This window comes from Sphingomonas sinipercae, assembly GCF_011302055.1.
GTDB classification, from domain to species: domain Bacteria; phylum Pseudomonadota; class Alphaproteobacteria; order Sphingomonadales; family Sphingomonadaceae; genus Sphingomicrobium; species Sphingomicrobium sinipercae.
The window spans coordinates 235,310-255,165 of the sequence record NZ_CP049871.1; the positions used below are offsets into that span (position 1 = coordinate 235,310).

Below are 19,856 nucleotides of genomic sequence, written 5' to 3' on the forward strand. Positions count from 1 at the left end.
GGAGGGCAGTCGACGATGAAGTGGTGGGAAGCCGCCGCGGCCGCTTTGGTCCTGGTGGGCAGCAGCGCGGGCGCATTGGCGCAGAAGGCCGGCCAGGCCAATGCCGACTCGTTCGTGAAGGCAGTGCGCGAGCAGGACAATGCCAATGCGATGGACATGCTCCGCGAGAATCCGGGGCTGATCGATGCCCGCGGCGACAAGGGGCAGACCGCGCTGATCGCCGCCATCGGCGAGCGCGACCCCGAATGGACGGCGTTCCTGCTGTCGCGCGGCGCCGATCCGAACTTCACCGGCGAGGATGGAGACCGGCCGTTGATCGCCGCCGCACGCGCCGGTTTCGAGGACGGGGCCATGTTGCTCCTGGAAAAAGGGGCGAAGGTCGACGCGACCAACAAGCGGGGCGAGACCGCGCTGATCGTGGCGGTGCAGCGCAAGCAGCCGGCGATCGTGAAGCTGCTGCTCGGCAGCGGTGCCGATCCCGACAAGAACGACAGCTTCGCCGGCTATTCGGCCCGCGATTACGCGCTTCAGGACACGCGTTCGCGCGACATCATCAAGCTGATCGAAGCGAAGAAGCCGCCGCCCAGGCCCTAATTTCCGGCGCCCAGCGTCGGGTCGATCTGTTGCGACAGCCGCCGCGCCGCGCGCCGGGCGAAACGCAGGACTTCCGCCTTGCGCCGGGCCGGCGACAGCGGCCGGGGCGAGGCCGCGCGCACCATCGCCGCATCGTAGCGGTCGGCGACGATCAGGCCCGCTTCCGACGGCAGGAAGCGCTCTTCCTCCAGGAAGTGCGACAGGCCGGGCGGCACCGCCCAGAAGAAATGGTCGCAATAATCGAGATAATCGAGCCACTTGCAGTCGCCGACCAGGTCGGCCTTGGCGACCTTGATCTCGACGATGGTCAGGCACCCCTTGGCATCGATCGCCATCATGTCGGCGCGGCGCCCGTTGGGCAGCGGCACTTCGCAAATGGCGAACAGGTCCTGCCTGCAGAATAGCCGGGTCACGCCGCGCGCGACCTCCGCCGCGATTGGCGGGGCGTCGGCAAAGCACGGCGAATCGAGCACGATATCCACCGCGCCTGCCTAGAACATAAGGGGACCGGCCGAAAGCGGCCGGAAGCGAGCCCTAGCGGTAAAAGACGTGATTGCCGATCGAGGCGACGCGCTTCAGGCGCCAGCCCGGGCTGACCCGCTTGGCGTGGAAGAACAAGGCGTTGCCGGCGGCCGAATCCTTGAGATCCTGGTCGACGATCTTGGCGATGGCGACCGCTGTCTGCCATTGCCGCCCGCTCTTCGCGACCGCCGGCCAGCGACCGCCGCGAACGAAGGAGAATTGGCCGCGCTGGGTGAGCACGCCGCAATAGGTCTTGGCGAAGCGGCCGCTGCTGGCGCGATTGGCGATGACTTCGCCAACGGCCAGCTGGCCGGCCAGGGGTTCGCTCTTGGATTCGAAATAGATGCCGGCGGCCAGGCATTCCAGCTCGCGGCTGCCCGGGTCGGAACTGCGAAGGTCGGCAACCAGGGTCGCCAGGTCGGCCTTCGGATTAACCGTCGGAGTCGGGGTCGGGATCGTCGTTTCTACTTCCGTGGCGGGATCGGCAGGCACGACTTCGATCGGCGTCGGGACTACGGTCGTCGGGACAACGACCGAATTGACGGCGAGAAGCGGCTCGACCTTAGGCCCGACCTGGGCCGGCGCAACCGAGCTGGCGTTCAACGCAGCAGCTACAATGAGCGCCCAACGAAGCGAAATCGACATATTTTCCGGTATTCATGCGGTGAACCGCCTCAGCGGAGCGGCCAGGACGGAACGTCCCTTTTGCCCCCGAGTTGTATTCCCCGACTCGCGTGGCGCCCGCCGAAACCCGGCTGATGGGTGCCCCCCGCTCTTGCTGTTGCACCCCTGTGGCGGCGGGCGGCCGCTCGCGTCAACTCGCCGCTGTCGTTTCAGCGACGAATCGTTCCGGCTGCGGGATATCCAGTTCGATCACCCACAAATCTTCGTCGAAGCGGGTGCGCTTTTGCAGGAAATCGGCCAAATCCTCGGCGCTGCTCGATTCGGCCGGGCCAACGGCCTGCCAGGCATAGCCGCCGTTCGCCGCTAACGCGCGCTCCAGGCAGGCGACGTGGACGCCGCGGCGAGTGACGACCAGCAACAGCGCGCCGCGCTCTTCATCGCCCTTGCGAAGGATCGTCCCGAAACCGCCCTGTGCCTCGGCCAGCCGAAGCAGTGCCGACGCTTCCAGCCCGGCTGGCAGGCGCTCGCTCATCGGCGGGGGCTAAGCCGCATCCCGCTCGTCGGCCCCCATCAGCACCGCGGCCAGCGCATCGCGGCTTCGCGCGCCGCGCATCTTCTCGAGCGTCGGCCCGTGCCGGACCACGCGGCTGACGGCCGCCAACGCCTTCAGGTGCTCCGCGCCCGCGTCCGGCGGTGACAGCAGCAGGAACACCAGGTCGACGGGCGCGCCGTCGATCGCGTCGTAACGGATCGGCTCCGACAGCCGCGCAACCAGGCAGTAAATGCGGTTGAGCCCTTCGACCTTGCCGTGCGGAATGGCGACGCCCTGCCCAAAGCCGGTCGAGCCGAGCTTCTCGCGCTCGGTCAGGCTGCTGAGGATCGCCGCCGACTTGGCGTCCAGCCGACTCGCCGCAAGGCTCGCCAGCTGCTGCAGCAGCTGGCGCTTGTTGCCCGCCGACAGCGCCGGCTTGATGGCTTCGAAATCGAGGAACTCGGTCAGCTGCATGGCAGGCCTTGATGGTGCGGCCGCGTTGGCCGCGGCGCCGGTTGCAATAGGGTCAGCCCTGCGGCTCGACCCAGCCGATGTTCCCGTCGTCGCGGCGATACACCAGGTTGAACTCGCCGCTGTTCGAATTGCGGAACATGAGCGCGGTGGTGTTGCGCAGGTCCATCAACATCACCGCATCGGCCACGCTGGAACGCGGGATATCGACCCGGGTCTCGGCGACGATGGTGGGATTGTCGGGCGCTTCCTGCTCGTCGCCCGAGCCGGCGAACACCGTATAGCCGGCGTTCGAATCGACCATTGGCGGAGCGGCCCCGTTCGAGCGATGCTCCTTGAGCCGGCGGGCGTAGCGGCGCAGCTGTTTCTCGATCTTGTCTCCGGCGCCCTGGAAAGCGATTTCCGCCGTCGGCGCGCGGTGTGCAGCTTTCAGCACCACGCCCTGCGCGACCGGCGCGACGATGTCGCAGGTGAAATCGTTCTGCGGGCCCTTGCCGAAAGTGACGTTGGCGCCGACCGAGCGGGCGGCATATTTCTCGGTCATTTCCTCGACTCGAGCGATTGCCTGCTCTTTCAGCGAGTCGCCGGTTTCAACTTGATGGTCAGCGACATGGACGTCCACGAGCAGGCTCCCTTTTTTCGACTTCGGCCGCGCTTAGGGCCGCGTCAAACGGCCCGTCAACTTGCTCCGGCGAACCGTGCCCACAACGGGTCGGTCAGCTTGGCCATAAACGCACGATGGCGCTCAAGCTCCTCAACCGCCGCAAAATGCGGCCGCGGAATCCGCGGCTCGCGCACCGTGACGGTGCCGATGGCCCCGGCATTGTCCGTGACTTCTGTTTCCGCGACCAGACCCAGGCCGATCTGACGGCCGCCGGTCAGTTCGATATATACCTGCGTCAGCAGCTGCGCGTCGAGCAAGGCGCCATGCTTGATGCGCTGGCTGCGATCGACGCCGAAGCGCATGCACAGGGCGTCCAGGCTGTGCTTGGCGCCGGGATGCCGCGTCCGGGCGATCGCCAGTGTATCGACCATCCGGGTGGTGCAGACCGGGTCGCGCCCGCACAGGTTCAGCTCCCAGTTGAGGAAGCTGAAGTCGAAGCCGGCGTTGTGGGCGACCAGCGGCGCATCTTCGATGAAGTCGAGCAGCTCCTGAACCCGCTCCGAAAAGCGCGGCTTGTCCGACAGGAAGACGTCGCTGAGCCCGTGGACCGCCTGCGCCCCGAACGGCATCGTCCGCTCGGGATTGAAATAGGCATGGAAGTGGCGACCGGTCTCGACCCGATTGAAAATCTCGACGCAGCCGATTTCGACCATGCGGTCGCCGTCGGCCGGGCTGAGCCCGGTAGTCTCTGTATCGAATACGATTTCCCGCACGGCCGCGATTATCCCCCTGCCGCGAGTCCCAGACAAGCGAGAATGTCGCGCACCTGGGCTTTGGTTGTGGATAGGTCGCCGCCGGTATCGACCACGAAATCGGCCTGCGCGCGCTTCTGCGCGTCGGGCACCTGCCGGGCAAGGATCGCGTCCAGCCTGTCCTGGGTCATCCCCGGCCGGCCAAGCACCCGCTGTTGCTGGACCTCGGCGGGCGCCGACACGACCACGACCTTGTCGAAGGCGGTCTCCCCATGCGTTTCGAACAGTAGGGGGATGTCGAACAACAGCGCCTGCGCATCGCCATTCTCGACGATGAAGCGGGTGCGCTCGTGATGGACCGCCGGATGGACGATCGCTTCCAGGGCGGCGAGCTCATCCGGATGGCCGAGCACCTTGGCCGACAAGGCGTCGCGGTCGACCGCCCCGTCGCGCGTGCTGCCGGGAAAGCGCGCCTCGATCTTTTCGACCAGTGCGCCGCCCGCACCCTGGAGCCGGCGGACGACCGCGTCGGCGTCGAACACAGGAATCCCCGCTTGTTCGAACATCTGCGCGACGGTGGACTTGCCCATCCCGATCGACCCGGTGAGCGCAATGGTGATCATGCCTGCATGACTCCGCGGTCCCGAAGCGCGCCGAGCAGCGGCAGCAGCGGCATTCCAAGGACGGTAAAATAGCTGCCTTCGATGCTTTCGAACAATTGCACGCCCGGCCCTTCAAGCCGGAACACGCCGACGCAATAAGCGACTTCCGGCCACTCGGCGTCGAGATAGTCCTCGATGAACGCATCGGAAAGGGTGCGCACCTGCAACCGCGCGACATCGGCCACGCTCCAGTCGATCTGCCCGCCCCGGGCCAGCGCCACTGCGCTGGTGAGCTTCAGCGCCTTGCCGGAAAAGAAACGCAGATGGTCGGCGGCCTGCTCGCGGTCCGCGGCCTTGTCGAAGCGGCGCCCGGCGACGGTCACCACCGAATCGCTGCCGGCCACCCAATCGTCCGGCCGCTCCACGCTCACCGATTGGGCTTTCAGGCCCGCCAGATGCTCGGCCAGCAGCGACGGGTCGCCGCGATGCGCGGCCTTTTCGACCGCTTCGTCGATGGCCGCCGCCTGGCTCAGGAAGCTGACTCCGGCCTGCGCCAGCATTTGCTGCCGGATCGGGCTGGTTGAAGCGAGGATCAGCGGCAAATCGAACAACCCTGTGGAAAAGCGGGGCTGTGCTTGTAGCGCGAGGATGGGGGCGGTCTCAACGCGCGGTTCGCCCTCATCCGAGTCCGGCTAATTCGACATTCCATCCACGGGCGGACCATTTCATCCCCACCCTGTGAATCGCGGGGGAAGCCGGCGGCGACTCGCGGCATCGCCTGTGGTGCGGACTTCGCCGCGCTGTTGGCAAAACCGGAAGCTGCACCTATTTCCCAGCTTCTGCCTGCCTACTACCTCCATCAATCTTTCTATAAGAATCTATATAGGGAAGGAGAGGGGTGGCCCTTTCGTTTGAAGATCGTCCGGTCGAGCAAGCGGTGACCAAGCCCTTGCTTAGGGTGCTCGCTGGTGAACGGCTGGATCCGCCGCCGATGTGGCTGATGCGCCAGGCCGGTCGCTACCTGCCCGAATATCGCGAATTGCGGGCGGACAAGGGCAGCTTCCTCGACCTCGTCTATAATTCCGATGCCGCGGCTGAAGTGACTCTGCAGCCGCTCGCTCGCTTCCCGTTCGACGGCGCAATCCTGTTTTCCGATATCCTGATCGTCCCGTTCGCGATCGGCCAGCATCTCACCTTCGTGGCCGGCGAAGGGCCGCGGCTCAGCCCGACGCTGGAGGCCGCGGACCTCGACGACCTCACCCCGTTCCTCACCCGGCTCGAACCGATCTACGAGACGGTGCGCAAGGTGAAGGCTCGGCTGGCGCCCGAAACGACGTTGATCGGCTTTGCCGGCGCGCCCTGGACCGTCGCCACCTACATGGTCGCCGGGCAGGGAAGCCGGGAACAGGCCGAAACTCGCCGCCTCGCCTACAAGGACCCGGAGCGGTTCGCGGCGATCATCGAGCGCATCGAGCGCGTGACGTTCCAATATCTGTGCGGCCAGATCGAAGCGGGCGTCGAAGCGGTGCAACTGTTCGACAGCTGGAGCGGGAGTCTCGCCCCGGCGGAGTTCGAGCGCTGGGTCATCGCCCCGACGCAGCGGCTGGTCCGGCGGCTCGGCGAAGAGCATCCGGACATTCCGGTCATCGGCTTTCCCAAGGGCGCCGGCGGCAAGCTTGCGGCCTACGCCCGCGAAACCGGGGTCGCCGCCGTCGGCATCGACGAGACGGTCGACCCGGCCTGGGCCGACCGCGAACTGCCGGCGTCGCTGCCGGTCCAGGGCAATCTCGACCCCCTGGCGCTGATCGCCGGCGGTGCGACCCTGGAAGCAGCGGTGCGCAGGATCATTGACGCCTTCGCCGGACGGCCGCACATCTTCAACCTGGGCCACGGGATCCTGCAGGACACGCCGATCGCGCATGTCGAGCAGCTGGCGGCGCTGGTGAAGGGGCGGCGATGAACGAACTGACCGGTTTCCTGGGCGTGGCCTACCCGTGGGTGAAGGCCGCGCACGTCACGTTCGTCATTTACTGGATGGCGGGCTTGCTGCTGCTGCCGCGCTTCTACGTCTACCATCACGAAACGCCGGCCGGCTCCGCCGAAGACCGCGCGTGGATCGAACGCGAACGCCGGGTCCGCGCGATCATCCTCAACCCGGCGATGATCGTCGTCTGGGTGCTTGGCCTGCTGCTGGCTTTCCACGTCGCCGCGTTCAGCCAGGCCTGGTTCCACGCCAAGCTGGCGTTGGTCGTCGGGCTTTCGGGCTACCAGGGCTGGCTCGGCTATTACGGCAAGCGGCTGGCGCAGGGGAAACGCCCGGTCGACCAAAAGACCCTTCGCATCATGAACGAAATCCCCGGCATTGCCGCCGCGATTATCGTAGTCCTGGTCATCGTCCGGCCCTTCTAGCGCCGCTCTCCGCCGTTGACTCGGCAACGGGGGCTGCCTAACTCGCCCTTACCGCTGCACGGCCAGTGCCTTTCTGCCGCCGCGGCCGATCACCTTTCGCCGCGGCGTCCTGCCGCGCTTGCTTTCCGAATGAAGCCCAAATCCCGCCCGAAGAGCGAATCCCAATGCATCTTAAAGACCTTAAACTGAAATCGCCGGCCGAGCTGGTCACCATGGCCGAAGAGCTCGGCATCGAAGGCGCATCGACCATGCGCAAGCAGGACATCATGTTCTCGATCCTGAAGGTCGAGGCGGAAGATGGCGCGCAGATCAACGGCAACGGCACGATCGAAGTCCTCAACGACGGCTTCGGCTTCCTTCGCTCGCCCGAGGCGAACTACCTCGCCGGGCCCGACGACATTTACGTCGCGCCCTCGGTCGTCCGCCGCTTTGGCCTGCGCACCGGCGATACGGTCGAAGGCGAAATCCGCGCGCCCAAGGACGGGGAGCGCTATTTCGCGCTGACCCGGGTCACGACCATCAATTTCGACGATCCGGAGCAGGTCCGGCATCGCGTCAACTTCGACAATTTGACGCCGCTTTATCCGGACCAGAAGCTCAAGCTCGACACGCTCGATCCGACGATCAAGGACAAGTCGGCGCGGGTGATCGACATCGTCGCTCCGCTCGGCAAGGGCCAGCGCGCGCTGATCGTCGCGCCGCCGCGCACCGGCAAGACCGTCCTGCTGCAGAACATCGCGCGCGCGATCACCGACAATAATCCGGAAGTTTTCCTGATCGTTCTGCTGATCGACGAGCGGCCCGAGGAAGTCACCGACATGCAGCGCTCGGTCCACGGCGAGGTCGTCAGCTCGACCTTCGACGAGCCGGCCCAGCGCCACGTCCAGGTCGCGGAAATGGTGATCGAAAAGGCCAAGCGCCTGGTCGAGCACAAGAAGGATGTCGTTATCCTGCTCGACTCCATCACCCGCCTCGGCCGCGCCTACAACACGGTCGTGCCAAGCTCCGGCAAGGTGCTGACTGGCGGTGTCGATGCCAACGCGCTCCAGCGCCCGAAGCGCTTCTTCGGCGCCGCCCGCAACATCGAGGAAGGCGGTTCGCTGTCGATCATCGCCACCGCGCTGATCGATACCGGCTCCAAGATGGACGAGGTCATCTTCGAAGAGTTCAAGGGCACCGGTAACAGCGAAATCGTGCTCGATCGCAAGGTCTCCGACAAGCGCATCTTCCCGTCGCTCGACGTCGGCAAGTCCGGCACCCGCAAGGAAGAATTGCTGGTCGACCAGGGCACGCTGACCAAGATGTGGGTGCTGCGCCGAATCCTGATGCAGATGGGCACCGTCGACGCGATGCAGTTCCTGCTCGACAAGATGAAGGACGCCAAGTCCAACGAGGACTTCTTCGCCTCGATGAACCAGTAGCGGCGGTGCGCCGTTAAGCGCCCATGATCTCCGGGCTCAGCTTTTCCAGCGTCTTCACCGCCGGCGGGATGGTCAAGCTTGGCCAGATCGTCGTCGGCGACCTGACGATGGCCGGCGACAATGTCGTCATCATGGGATCGCTCGCCTCCGGCCTTCCGGAAAAGGATCGCCGCCGGGTGCTGATGCTTGGCGTTGGCATGGCGCTGGCCTTCCTGATCACCTTCGCCGTGATGGCGACGCAGCTGCTCAAGATTACCGGCCTGGTGTTCGCCGGCGGCCTGCTTTTGCTGTGGGTCGCCTACAATCTGTTCAAGGAACTTCACCCCACGCAGGCGGTCGTTTGCGACGATCCCGACACCGAAGCGGTCGAAGGCCCGCCGCGCACCAAGACCTTCCTCCAGGCGGCGGTGCAGATCGCCATTGCCGACCTCAGCATGAGCCTCGACAACGTCCTGCTCGTCGCGTCCATCGCCCGCGAGAATCCGGCGCTGCTGATCATCGGCCTGACCTTCTCGGTGCTGTTCATGGGCTTTGCCGCCAATTACGTCGCCCGGCTGATCCAGCGCTATCACTGGATCAATTACATCGGCCTGGTCGTCATCCTCTACGTCGCTGCGACGATGATTTACGAAGGCTGGGTCGGCGGAGAGCATGTGTTGGGCTTGAGGCAGGTGGTCGGAGTCGGCTAGCGCCTTGCCGGAGACGACAAAGGAACGCCGGTGCTTGAGACTTTGCTGACGACGCTTGCCGCCGCCCCTGCGAGCGCAGGCATGTGGGACGCGATCGTCCACGATTTCTCCAACATCACCGAGCCGGCGGCCTTCGCCGCTTTCCTCCAGGTCCTGATGATCGACCTGGTGCTGGCCGGCGACAATGCGATCGTGGTCGGCGCCCTGGCCGCGGGCCTGACGATGGAGCAGCGCCGCAAAGTCATCCTGATTGGCGTCATGGCGGCATTGGTGCTCCGGGTGCTCTTCGCGCTCGTGGTGACCCAGTTGCTGCAGATCATCGGGCTGATCCTGGTCGGCGGCCTACTGCTGCTGTGGGTGGCGTGGCGCATGTGGCGGGAGCTTCGCCACGCCGGTGAATCCCCGGGCTCCGACGAAATCGCCGGCGACGAACATTCGGGCCTCAAGCCCGCCAAGAGCTTTGCCGCCGCCGTCTGGGCCGTCGCCATCGCCGATGTCAGCATGAGCCTCGACAACGTCCTTGCCGTGGCGGGGGCCGCGCGCGACCACCCCGGCATCCTCATCGTCGGCCTGGTGATCGCGGTCGCGCTGATGGGCCTCGCGGCGAATGTCATCGCCAAATATATCGAGCGCTACCGCTGGATCGCCTACGTCGGGCTGGTCGTCATCGTCTACGTCGCGTTCAAGATGATCTACGACGGCTGGGTCCATCCCGATGTCGGGGTTGGCCGGCTGTTCGGCTGACGCGGAGGCGGTGCACGACACGATCTTCGCGCTGTCGAGCGGTCGTCCGCCGGCGGCCATCGCGGTCATCAGGATCAGCGGGCCGAGCGCCCATGCCAGTGCGGCAAGGCTGGCCGGGGAGCTGCCGCCCGCCCGCCACGCCGCGGTCCGCGAGCTGCGCGGCGACGACGGCGAGCTGCTCGATGAAGCGCTGCTCCTGCGCTTCGATGGCCCGGCAAGCGCGACGGGCGAGGATCTGGTCGAGCTTCACTGCCACGGCGGCCGGGCGGTCGTCGACGTCGTCCTGGGCGCACTCGCTCGGCACGACGACCTGCGCGAAGCCCGTCCCGGCGAGTTCACGCGGCGAGCGTTCGAGAATGGCAGGATCGACCTCACCGCCGCCGAAGGCCTGGCCGACCTCCTCGAAGCCGAGACTCAGAGCCAGCGCCGCGCCGCGCTGCTTCTCGCCGACGGTCATCTCAGCCGCCAGATCGAGGCATGGCAGGCGCGGCTGCTGCAGCTTTCGGCTCGCGCCGAAGCGGCAATCGATTATGTCGATGAGGATAGCGTCGATGCGGACCCGGCAATCGCGGCCGACGCGCAAGCGCTCGTTGGTGAGCTTGACGCATGGCTTGCCCGGGCCACTGCCGAGCCGCTGCGGGACGGCGTCTTGGTCGTTATCGCCGGCCCACCAAATGCTGGAAAGTCCAGCCTTCTCAATGTGATAGTCGGTTCCGAGCGGGCGATTGTTAGCGATTCCCCGGGCACGACCCGTGACCATATCGAAGTGGCGATGGCGCTCGACGGGGTGCCGCTGCGGCTGACCGACACCGCCGGCATCCGCGAAGCCGAAGGGGTGGAGGGGATCGGGGTTGCACGAGCCCACCGGCTGGTCGATGCCGCGGACATTCTTCTTTGGCTGGGCGAAGTTGCGGACGCCCCGGCACATCCTCGGCGCCTCAACGTCCACGCCCGCGCCGATCTCCCGGACCGCCGGCGCGCACCCGCTGGATCCCTCGCCGTCTCCTCCGTCACTGGCGAGGGAATTTCCGAGTTGCTTGTCCAAGTGACGCAAATCGCCCGTCAAATGCTGCCCGGCGAGGGCGAGGTCGCGCTCAATCGCCGTCAGCGGGCGTGCCTGGCCGCGGCGCGTGATGACCTTGCCTTGCTTGAGGGCACGAGCGACTCGGCGGTGGTGGCGAACTGTCTTCGCTCGGCCCGGTCGGCGTTTGATCGCTTGACCGGTCGCGCCGGGGTTGAAGACATGCTCGACGCCTTGTTCGGTCGCTTCTGCCTTGGGAAATAGCAGATGCCCGTGATGTTTCACGTGGAACACCGACTTTGACCGCAGGCCCCTCTCTGGGCTAACTCCCCGCCATGTTTGACGTTTTGGTCGTTGGCGCGGGTCATGCCGGATGCGAGGCTGCGGCTGCGGCCTCGCGCCGTGGTGCGCGGGTCGGCCTTGTCACGTTCCGCCGCGAAGACGTCGGCCAGATGTCGTGCAATCCTTCGATCGGTGGCGTCGGCAAGGGACATTTGGTCCGGGAATTGGACGTGTTCGACGGCCTGATGGGCCGCGCCGCGGACCGCGCCGCGATCCATCGCCGGATGCTCAACCGCAGCAAGGGCCCGGCTGTGTGGGGCCCACGCGTACAGGCTGACCGGCGGCTCTATCACGAAGCGATGGTCGCATTGCTCGGCGAGAGCGATGTCGAGCTCATCGTTGCCGAAGCCTTGGGCATGACGGCCAGTGGTGGGGCTGTGACCGCGCTCGAAACCAGTGTCGGGCGGCTCGACTGCCGGAGCCTGGTCATCGCCACCGGTACGTTCCTCGATTCGCGCATGTTCCTTGGCGAGGAGGTCGTTGTTGGCGGGCGCAGCGGAGAAGGCGCGTCGGTGCCGCTGGCTGACCAGCTTCGCGATCTCGGCCTTGGACAGGGCCGCCTGAAGACCGGCACGCCGCCACGGCTCGATGGGCGGACCATCGACTGGTCACGCCTGGAGGAGCAGCCGAGCGACGAAGAGCATTGGCTGATGTCGGCGATCGATGACGGCGTTCGTCGCCCGCAGCTAGGCTGCGCGATTGCCCGCACCAATGCCGAGACGCATGAGATCATCGAAGCGGCGTTCCACCGGTCGCCGCTGTTCGCCGGGTCGATCGAAGGTCGCGGCCCTCGTTATTGCCCCTCGATCGAGGATAAGGTGAAGCGCTTCGGCGGACGCGACGGGCACCAGATTTTCCTTGAGCCCGAAGGCCTCGACGACAGCACCGTCTATCCCAATGGGATTTCGACCTCGCTCCCGCTTGAAGTCCAGCAAGCCTTCGTCCGCAGCGTGGCTGGGCTGGATCGAGCGGAGATCGTGCGGCCCGGCTACGCCGTCGAATATGAGTTTGTCGATCCGCGCAAGCTCGATACGACGCTGGAGACGCAGGACATTCGCGGCCTGTTCCTGGCCGGCCAGATCAACGGCACGACCGGCTACGAAGAAGCCGCGGCGCAGGGGCTGGTGGCAGGCCTCAACGCCGCTGCGCGCGCCACCGACTGCGATCCCATCCGGTTCGACCGAGGGGAAAGCTACATTGGGGTGATGACCGACGACCTCACCTTGCAGGGTGTAAGCGAGCCGTATCGGATGATGACCGCGCGCGCCGAATATCGTTTGTCGTTGCGCGCGGACAACGCGGTATCCCGGCTCGGCAGGCAAGCCCTCGCGGCCGGCTGCGTTGGACAAGCTCGCCGGCGCTTGATCGAAGATCACTTTGCCACTCGCGAATCTTCAGATTGGCAATCGAGCGAAGAGGCGCAGGCCGACGCACTCTATGCGCCCTATGTCGAAAGGCAGCGGCGTGAGTGGGCGGCGGTTCGTGCCGACGCCCAACTGTGGCTCGGCCACCGCGTCGACTACGCTGCCGTCCCCGGTCTTTCCGCCGAGATGATTGAGCGACTGACCACGGCGCGGCCGGAAAGCCTCGCGCAGGCGTCGCGCCTTGCCGGCATCACGCCCGCGGCGCTTTCGGCGTTGCACGTCGCCGCCTCTCGCTGTGTGGCATGATCGAAGCCCTGTCGGCGGTCGCCGGAAAGCCTGTTTCACGTGAAACACTCAATTCCTTGCGCGCCTACGAGGACATCCTCCGTAGCGAAGCGGGACGCCAGAACCTCGTGTCGGCGACCACGCTCGATTCCTTATGGACCCGTCATATTCTGGACTCGGCCCAGCTTGTCGCACTTGAGCCGGCGCCGGGCGCGTCCTGGGTGGATATCGGCTCGGGAGCGGGCCTCCCGGGAATCGTCATTGCCCTTCTGGTCGACGGCCACATGACCCTGGTCGAGCCGCGGCGGTTGCGCGCCGACTTCCTCAAACATGCCGTCGCCGAATTGCGACTCGGAGATCGCGTGACGGTAGTGCAGGCCAAAGCGCAGGGCGTTGCCGGCCGGTTCGACACGATTACCGGCCGAGCGGTGGCCCCGCTGGACCAATTCCTGTCTTTGTCCACGCACTTGTCCACGAAAAACACCCGCTGGGTCCTGCCGAAGGGTCGGAGCGCCGAATCGGAACTGGCCGAGGCCGGGACTCGGTGGCAGTGTGAGGCTGAGAGCGTTCCAAGCCGCACGGATCCGGACGCCAGGATCCTGCTGCTGCGGAACGTCAAGCCAAGGGGCAGGGCATGATCCGGGTCGCGGTGGTCAATCAGAAGGGCGGGGTCGGCAAGACGACGACCGCGATCAACCTTGCAACCGCGCTTGCCGCGATTGGCTGGCGGGTGCTGCTCATCGACCTCGACCCCCAAGGCAACGCCTCGACCGGGCTCGGCGTGCCGCAGTCGAAGCGCGAACGCTCCAGCTACGACGTGCTGATCGGCGCGCAGACGGTGCAGGACAGCGTCATCCCAACCCGCGTGCCCCGTCTCGACCTGCTCCCGGCGACGGTCGACCTGTCGGGCGCGGAGGTCGAAATGGTCGGCCTCGCCGACCGTGCTCACCGGCTGGAGAAAGCACTCGACGCCGCGCCGGGGCGGTGGGACATCTGTTTGATGGACTGCCCGCCGTCGCTCGGGCTGCTGACGGTCAACGGGCTGGTGGCCGCGCGCCACCTGCTGGTGCCGCTGCAGTGCGAATTCTTTGCCCTCGAAGGCTTGAGCCAGCTGTTGCAGACGGTCGAGCGAATCCGCGTGTCCTTCAACCCGTCGCTGGCAATCCTGGGAGTAGCGCTGACCATGTTCGACAAGCGTAACCGGCTGTCCCAGGCGGTCGCCGACGACGTTCGCGCCTGCCTTGGCCAGGCCGTGTTCGAAACGGTGGTGCCGCGCAACGTCCGCCTGTCGGAAGCGCCGAGCCACGGCCTTCCAGCGCTGATCTACGACCTCAAATGCCCCGGCTCCGAAGCCTATGTGCGGCTTGCCCGGGAGCTGATCCAGCGGCTTCCCCGGCCGGCGGAGGCGGCGTGATGGCCAAGCCAGGCACCGGGCTCGGCCGCGGCCTTTCCGCCCTTCTCGACGAAGCCGTCCGCCCGGCCACCGCAAGCGCGGATGGCGAAAGCCCGGCGAGCGGCGTTCGCGAGGTGGAAGTTAGCCGGATTCACCCCAATCCCAACCAGCCGCGCACCCAGTTCGACGAGGAAGCGATCGCCGAGCTTGCGGAATCGATCGCCGAGCGCGGGATCCTGCAGCCGATCCTGGTGCGTCCGCATGGGGCCGAGTTCCAGATTGTGGCCGGCGAGCGGCGCTGGCGAGCCGCGCAAAAGGCGCAGCTGCACCGGGTCCCGGTCCTCGTCCGCGAGATCGACGATTCGACCGCGGCGGAAATCGCGCTGGTCGAGAATATCCAGCGCAAGGATCTCAACCCGCTGGAGGAGGCGGAGGGCTACCGCCAGCTGATCGAGCGATACGGGCATACGCAGGATGCGGTCGCGAAATTGGTCCACAAGTCGCGCAGCCACGTCGCCAACCTGCTGAGATTGCTCGACCTTCCCGACGCTGTTCGCGACCCGCTGTTGCGAGGCGATATCACCATGGGTCACGCGCGGGCGATCGCGGCGGCCGACGATGCCGAGCGCCTGGTCTCCGAAATCATCAGCAAGGGGCTGTCGGTGCGGCAGGCTGAAGCGCTCGCCAAGAAGGTTCGCCCCGGGGCCGGCGCCGATATCGCCCGCGCCAGCGCCCGCAACGCCCAACCGGCCGATGCCGATTTGGCCGCGCTCGAGCGCCAGCTCGCCGACATCCTCGGCCTCCGGGTCAAGGTCGCGCACAACGGTGCCGGCGGCTCCGTCTCGCTGCACTATAGCAGCCTCGACCAGCTCGACATGATCTGCCAGCGGCTCTCCGGCGAGCCGATCTAGCTACCGGCGTTGCGCGGTCCGGGCGATCGCAATCAGTTCCTCGCCCAGCGCCTCTACCGGCGGCGGCGAATCGCCGCGCATTAGCGACCGCTCGAGCTCCCCGGCCCGCTCGGCCACCCGCGCCAGGCGCTTCGAATCCCACTGTCGAAGCATCTTCCCGACCATCGCTTTGTCCTTGAAGAACAAGGCCTTGCCCAGTGACGCCATGGCTGCGTCGACGCCTTCACCGCTATCAACCCGCGACCGCAGCCGGGCCAGCATCAGCAGCCGCCGCTGCAGCGCGCGCACCAGCGTGATCGCTTCCCCGCCGGCCGCCGACCGGCTGAGCTCGTCAGCCAGCGTCGCAGTGTCGCCGGCAAGCGCGACGTCGCCTAGCGCGGCCCATTCGCCTTCGCTGCCGACGCCGATTGCCTCCATCACGTCGCCCGCGACATCCTTGGGCCGCTCCGGCGCTGCGCCCACATAGAGCGCGATCTTGGCCAGCTCGCGGGTGATGACGCCGCGGTCTCCGCCCGCGCCCGCCGCGATCCGCCCGGCGATGCCGTTGCCGAGCCGAAGCCCTTCGGTCCGCGCCAATTCCTCGACCATCCGCTCCAAATCGCGCTCGTTGAGCTCGTAGGAGACGTGGGCCAAGGCCAGCGCATGGCTTTCGGCCAGCTTCAGCAGCCGCGAAGTCTTCTTCAACGCGCCCGCCAGCGCGATGACCGGGCTTTCCACCGCGGCAGCGCCAAGCAGGGCCTCCACCGCATCGGCGATCTCATCCCCGGCCGGCTCGATCCACAGCGCACGCTTGCCCCCGAACATGTCGATCGCCGCGGCTTCGTCGACCAGCGCCGCGGGGTCCGATTTCACCGCGCCGGCGGCAATCGCGAACTTGTCCGCGCCCATCGCCTTCAGCAGGCGGTCGGCGTGGCCGCGGGACTGCCCGTCGTCATAGCCGTAGAACAGGTAGAAGCGGGTCTTGCCGTCGGGCGAATCGAGCAGCCGGTCGATGGTCCGGCGGTCGGACTTCATGGCCGGTGCGTGCGCGCGGCGTAGAGGCCAAGGCGGGCGACGATGTCCTCCGCGACCAGCTCCGACAAGCGTTCGGCCGCGGTCTGCTCGGCGGCAACGGTCGCATATTCCGAGCTGACGACGTCGATCCCGGCGTCGGACCCGGCGGTGGCGTCGAGCACCACTTGCCCGTTCGAGACGCGCACGAGCTGGTAGCGGGCCCGCAGGATCCGCCGTTCGCGAGTGACCGCGCGGTCGCCGCGAATGCCAAGGCCGATGATCTGGTCGTCGAGCTCGACGTTGAGCCGATAGGCACCCGGCGCGGCGCGATTGGCGCCAAGGCGGTCGCGAAGCTTGTTATAGACCAGCCAGCCATTGCGGCCGGGGATCGTCGAAACTTCGACCTGGCCCAGCAGCGATGCGACCGGGCCGCCGCTGCCCCCCGCGTAAAGCGGCCGAAGCGCGCAACCGTCGAGCGCGAAGGCGGCCAGCGCGAGGAGCCACAGCCGGGTCATGCGACGATGTTCACCAGCCGGTCGGGCACGACGATGACCTTGCGCGGCGCTGCTCCATCGAGCTGCTTCTGCACCTTTTCCGAAGCCAGTGCGACCGCCTCCGCCTCGTCCCGGCCAAGCCCGCGCGCGACGACGATGGTGTCGCGCAGCTTGCCGTTGACCTGGACCGCCAGGGTCACTTCGTCTTCGACCAGCAGCGCCGGGTCGTGCTTCGGCCATTCGGCATTGGCGGCAAGCCCCTTGCCCCCAATCGCCTGCCAGCATTCCTCGGCCAGGTGCGGGGCCATCGGCGCGACCAGCCGGACCAGCGTCGCGACGCCGTCCTGCCGGGTCCGCGACGGCTTCGCTTTTTCAAGCGCCGAGACGAATTCGTACAATTGGGCGACGGCCTTGTTGAACTGCAGCCCTTCCAGCGCCTCGGTGACTCCGGCGATGGTCGCGTGCCGCTTCTGCTCAAGCGCCGGATCGTCCCCGTCCGCCGTCTCCGATGAAGCGAGCCGCCACACGCGCTGGACGAAGCGGGCGGCGCCTTCGATCCCGCTCTCCGACCATTCGAGGTCGCGTTCGGGCGGGCTGTCGGACAGCATGAACCAGCGCACCGCATCGGCGCCGTAGCGCTCGACGATCGGCTGCGGGTCGATCGTGTTGCGCTTGGATTTCGACATCTTCTCGACCCGGCCGAGCGTCACCGCCTCGCCGCTGTCCACGCCGACAAAGGCTCCGCCCTCGCGGCGCACCTGCTCCGGGCTCAACCAGCTGCCGTCGGCCGCGCGATAGGTCTCGTGCGTGACCATGCCTTGGGTGAACAGGCCCTTGAACGGCTCGGCTACGCCGACCCGCCCGATCCGCTCCAGCGCCCGGGTCCAGAAGCGCGCGTAGAGCAGGTGCAGGATCGCATGTTCGACCCCGCCGATATATTGGTCGACGGGCAGCCACGAGTCCGCCTCCTGTCGATCGAACGGCGCGTCGATCGGCTGGCTTGCGAAGCGGATGAAATACCAACTGGAATCGACGAAGGTGTCCAGCGTGTCGGTCTCGCGCCGAGCCGGCCCGGCGCACTTGGGGCAAGCGACGTCGCGCCAGCTTGGATGACGGTCGAGCGGGTTGCCGGGCACGTCGAAGCTGACGTCCTTGGGCAGGACGATCGGCAATTGCGCGCGCGGCACCGGCACCGGCCCGCAGGCCGCGCAATGGATCATCGGGATCGGCGTGCCCCAGTAACGCTGGCGCGACACGCCCCAGTCGCGCAGGCGATAGGCGACTTCGCGCGTGCCCCAGCCGCTCTCCTCGGCGCGGCGGATCACCGCCTGCTGGGCCTGGGGAACCGACAGGCCGTCCAGGAAGTCGGAATTGACGATGACGCCTTCACCCGGCTCGGCCGAATCGCCGATGGGGGTCGTCGAATCCTGCGTCGGCCCGGCCACGACCCGGCGGATCGGAAGCTCGTACTTGGTTGCGAATTCGTGGTCGCGCTGGTCGTGCGCGGGCACTCCGAAGACCGCGCCGGTGCCATAGTCCATCAGCACGAAGTTCGCGATCCACACCGGCAGCCGCCATTCGGGGTTGAGCGGATGCACCGCTTCCACGCCGGTCAAAAAGCCTCGCTTTTCCGCCGTTTCCAGGGCTGCCGCCGTGGTCGGGCCGGCGCGGCATTCGGCGACGAACTGCGCGGCATCCGGATTTTCCGATGCGACCGCTCGCGCCAATGGATGGTCCGCGGCGACGGCGACGAAGCTGGCGCCGAAAATAGTGTCCGGGCGGGTGGTGAAGACCTCGATCCCCGTTCCCACGCGCAGCGCCGCCTGGACCCACGGATAGTCGGCATTGGCCCGGTCGGGCGCGAGCTCGAAGCGGAAACGGAGCCCGTCGGACCGGCCGATCCAATTCTCCTGCATCAGCCGGACCTTGTCGGGCCAGTGCTCGAGGGTCTGGAGGCCGTCGAGAAGCTCCTCGGCGAAATCGGTGATCTTCAGGAACCATTGGTTGAGCTTGCGCCGCTCGACCTGCGCGCCCGATCGCCAGCCCTTGCCGTCGATGACCTGCTCGTTGGCAAGCACGGTCATGTCGACCGGGTCCCAATTGACCTCGCTTTCCTTGCGATAGACGAGCCCGGCTTCGTAAAGGTCGAGGAACAGCGCCTGTTCGTGCCCGTAATATTCGGGGTCGCAGGTCGCGAGCTCCCGGCTCCAGTCGAGCGAGAAGCCAAGCCGCTTCAGCTGGTCGCGCATCGCCGCGATGTTCGACCGGGTCCAGCCTTCCGGGTGGACGCCGCGCTCCATCGCCGCATTTTCGGCCGGCATCCCGAACGCGTCCCAGCCCATCGGATGCAGCACTTCGAAGCCCTGCATCCGCCGATAGCGGGCAAGCACGTCGCCCATCGTGTAATTGCGGACGTGGCCCATGTGGATGCGCCCCGACGGATAGGGGAACATCTCCAGCACATAGCTTTTCGGCTTGGCGCTCGCCGAATCGGCGATGAAGCAGCGCTCATCGTCCCAGCGCTGCTGCCAGCGGACATCGGCAACCGCTGGATCGAAGCGGCCGGTCATCGGTGCATTGCCGGGTTAGCCGCGGACGGCGGTGCGGCGCAGGTCGCGGGCGCGGGTCAGGATGATGTCCTCAAGCTTCTGCACCGTCGCCGCTGCGACCGGCGCGTTCACCCAGGCGCCGTTCTGCACGACCTGGCGCGACGCCGCGACTCGAAGCGCGTCGGCGCGCAAGTCCTGGTCGAGGATGGTGACGGTCAGCTTGACCCGCTCGCCGGTGGCGCTGGGCGGCGCATACCAGTCGGTGATGATGACCCCGCTCGCGGCGTCGGCCTGGACCAGCGGGGCGAAGGACACGGTGTCCAGCGCCGCCTGCCAGAGGTAGCCGTTGACCCCGATCACGGTCATCCGCGACGGCGCGAGCTGGTTCGGCACCGCCCGGTTACGAGCGCAGCCGGACGCGGCAAGCGCGGTCAGCAGGAGCGCGGCGGCAGTCACTTGCAAACGGGGCATCGATGTTCCTCAGCAAATCCGGTCTGGCGGCGTTATAGATGCTGGCCCATGCGCCGCAAGCGCTCCGGT

The 19,856-nt window shown here is 66.9% G+C and carries 23 protein-coding genes; 11 read left to right on the top strand and 12 right to left on the bottom strand.

The features are described from left to right. Nucleotides 1-15: 15 nt before the first annotated feature. A complete protein-coding gene (locus tag G7078_RS01235) occupies nt 16-594 on the top strand; it encodes an ankyrin repeat domain-containing protein (RefSeq protein ID WP_166092186.1) in 579 nt (192 codons plus the stop codon). Here G7078_RS01235 and G7078_RS01240 read toward each other — a convergent pair. The 8 genes from G7078_RS01240 to G7078_RS01275 form a co-directional block, all read right to left on the bottom strand. Then, nucleotides 591-1,076, bottom strand: coding sequence for an MmcB family DNA repair protein (locus G7078_RS01240; protein WP_166092187.1), 486 nt, complete (start codon nt 1,074-1,076; stop codon nt 591-593). The genes G7078_RS01235 and G7078_RS01240 overlap by 4 nt on opposite strands. Nucleotides 1,077-1,128: 52 nt before the next feature. Continuing rightward, nucleotides 1,129-1,719, bottom strand: coding sequence for a cell wall hydrolase (locus G7078_RS01245; RefSeq protein WP_246166399.1), 591 nt, complete (start codon nt 1,717-1,719; stop codon nt 1,129-1,131). A 211-nt stretch (nt 1,720-1,930) separates the two neighbouring features. After that, on the bottom strand, nt 1,931-2,272 hold the full coding sequence (locus G7078_RS01250; protein ID WP_166092192.1) for a DUF1491 family protein: 342 nt from the start codon (nt 2,270-2,272) through the stop codon (nt 1,931-1,933). A gap of 9 nt (nt 2,273-2,281) precedes the next feature. Next, nucleotides 2,282-2,746 (bottom strand): PTS sugar transporter subunit IIA, encoded by a 465-nt coding sequence (locus G7078_RS01255; protein WP_166092194.1) that lies wholly within the window; start codon nt 2,744-2,746, stop codon nt 2,282-2,284. A gap of 52 nt (nt 2,747-2,798) precedes the next feature. After that, nucleotides 2,799-3,365 carry a ribosome hibernation promotion factor gene (locus G7078_RS01260; protein ID WP_166092196.1) on the bottom strand — a complete coding sequence of 189 codons (567 nt, stop codon included), beginning with the start codon at nt 3,363-3,365 and terminating at the stop codon, nt 2,799-2,801. 56 nt (nt 3,366-3,421) lie between these two features. Next, nucleotides 3,422-4,120, bottom strand: a complete 699-nt coding sequence (gene dnaQ, locus G7078_RS01265; RefSeq protein WP_166092198.1) for a DNA polymerase III subunit epsilon — start codon at nt 4,118-4,120, stop codon at nt 3,422-3,424. A gap of 8 nt (nt 4,121-4,128) precedes the next feature. Next, the gene (gene coaE / locus G7078_RS01270) at nt 4,129-4,722 is read right to left on the bottom strand and encodes a dephospho-CoA kinase (RefSeq protein ID WP_166092201.1); all 594 of its coding nucleotides are present in this window, start codon (nt 4,720-4,722) and stop codon (nt 4,129-4,131) included. Continuing rightward, nucleotides 4,719-5,312, bottom strand: a complete 594-nt coding sequence (locus G7078_RS01275; RefSeq protein ID WP_281346914.1) for a Maf family protein — start codon at nt 5,310-5,312, stop codon at nt 4,719-4,721. Before G7078_RS01275 ends, coaE begins: the two co-directional genes overlap by 4 nt. 287 nt (nt 5,313-5,599) lie before the next feature. Here G7078_RS01275 and hemE point away from each other — a divergent pair, with 287 nt between their 5' ends. The 10 genes from hemE (at nt 5,600) to G7078_RS01325 (ending at nt 15,280) form a co-directional block, all read left to right on the top strand. After that, complete coding sequence (gene hemE, locus G7078_RS01280) at nt 5,600-6,661, top strand: uroporphyrinogen decarboxylase (RefSeq protein WP_425505253.1); 1,062 nt, start codon at nt 5,600-5,602, stop codon at nt 6,659-6,661. After that, a complete protein-coding gene (locus G7078_RS01285) occupies nt 6,658-7,110 on the top strand; it encodes a CopD family protein (protein WP_166092203.1) in 453 nt (150 codons plus the stop codon). Before hemE ends, G7078_RS01285 begins: the two co-directional genes overlap by 4 nt. Before the next feature lie 164 nt (nt 7,111-7,274). Then, the gene (gene rho / locus G7078_RS01290) at nt 7,275-8,531 is read left to right on the top strand and encodes a transcription termination factor Rho (protein WP_166092206.1); all 1,257 of its coding nucleotides are present in this window, start codon (nt 7,275-7,277) and stop codon (nt 8,529-8,531) included. 23 nt (nt 8,532-8,554) lie between these two features. Further along, nucleotides 8,555-9,220, top strand: a complete 666-nt coding sequence (locus G7078_RS01295; protein WP_166092209.1) for a YjbE family putative metal transport protein — start codon at nt 8,555-8,557, stop codon at nt 9,218-9,220. An 81-nt stretch (nt 9,221-9,301) separates the two neighbouring features. Then, on the top strand, nt 9,302-9,964 hold the full coding sequence (locus G7078_RS01300) for a YjbE family putative metal transport protein (RefSeq protein ID WP_166096017.1): 663 nt from the start codon (nt 9,302-9,304) through the stop codon (nt 9,962-9,964). Nucleotides 9,965-9,974: 10 nt separating this feature from the next. After that, a complete protein-coding gene (gene mnmE, locus G7078_RS01305) occupies nt 9,975-11,249 on the top strand; it encodes a tRNA uridine-5-carboxymethylaminomethyl(34) synthesis GTPase MnmE (protein ID WP_166092211.1) in 1,275 nt (424 codons plus the stop codon). Between the two features lie 71 nt (nt 11,250-11,320). Next, the gene (gene mnmG / locus G7078_RS01310) at nt 11,321-12,997 is read left to right on the top strand and encodes a tRNA uridine-5-carboxymethylaminomethyl(34) synthesis enzyme MnmG (RefSeq protein WP_166092212.1); all 1,677 of its coding nucleotides are present in this window, start codon (nt 11,321-11,323) and stop codon (nt 12,995-12,997) included. Next, nucleotides 12,994-13,614 carry a 16S rRNA (guanine(527)-N(7))-methyltransferase RsmG gene (gene rsmG / locus G7078_RS01315; protein ID WP_166092214.1) on the top strand — a complete coding sequence of 207 codons (621 nt, stop codon included), beginning with the start codon at nt 12,994-12,996 and terminating at the stop codon, nt 13,612-13,614. Before mnmG ends, rsmG begins: the two co-directional genes overlap by 4 nt. Beyond that, nucleotides 13,611-14,390, top strand: coding sequence for a ParA family protein (locus G7078_RS01320; RefSeq protein ID WP_166092217.1), 780 nt, complete (start codon nt 13,611-13,613; stop codon nt 14,388-14,390). The genes rsmG and G7078_RS01320 overlap by 4 nt, the downstream gene beginning before the upstream one ends. Continuing rightward, on the top strand, nt 14,390-15,280 hold the full coding sequence (locus tag G7078_RS01325; RefSeq protein ID WP_166092219.1) for a ParB/RepB/Spo0J family partition protein: 891 nt from the start codon (nt 14,390-14,392) through the stop codon (nt 15,278-15,280). Before G7078_RS01320 ends, G7078_RS01325 begins: the two co-directional genes overlap by 1 nt. Here G7078_RS01325 and holA read toward each other — a convergent pair whose 3' ends face one another. From holA to G7078_RS01345, 4 genes are read right to left on the bottom strand one after another with little or no spacing between them, the layout of a single operon-like run. Then, nucleotides 15,281-16,294, bottom strand: a complete 1,014-nt coding sequence (gene holA / locus G7078_RS01330) for a DNA polymerase III subunit delta (RefSeq protein ID WP_166092222.1) — start codon at nt 16,292-16,294, stop codon at nt 15,281-15,283. Further along, on the bottom strand, nt 16,291-16,788 hold the full coding sequence (gene lptE / locus G7078_RS01335; protein WP_166092224.1) for an LPS assembly lipoprotein LptE: 498 nt from the start codon (nt 16,786-16,788) through the stop codon (nt 16,291-16,293). Before lptE ends, holA begins: the two co-directional genes overlap by 4 nt. Next, nucleotides 16,785-19,337, bottom strand: coding sequence for a leucine--tRNA ligase (gene leuS / locus G7078_RS01340; protein WP_166092226.1), 2,553 nt, complete (start codon nt 19,335-19,337; stop codon nt 16,785-16,787). Before leuS ends, lptE begins: the two co-directional genes overlap by 4 nt. Before the next feature lie 15 nt (nt 19,338-19,352). After that, nucleotides 19,353-19,787, bottom strand: a complete 435-nt coding sequence (locus tag G7078_RS01345; RefSeq protein ID WP_166092228.1) for a DUF3576 domain-containing protein — start codon at nt 19,785-19,787, stop codon at nt 19,353-19,355. Nucleotides 19,788-19,856: the final 69 nt, after the last annotated feature.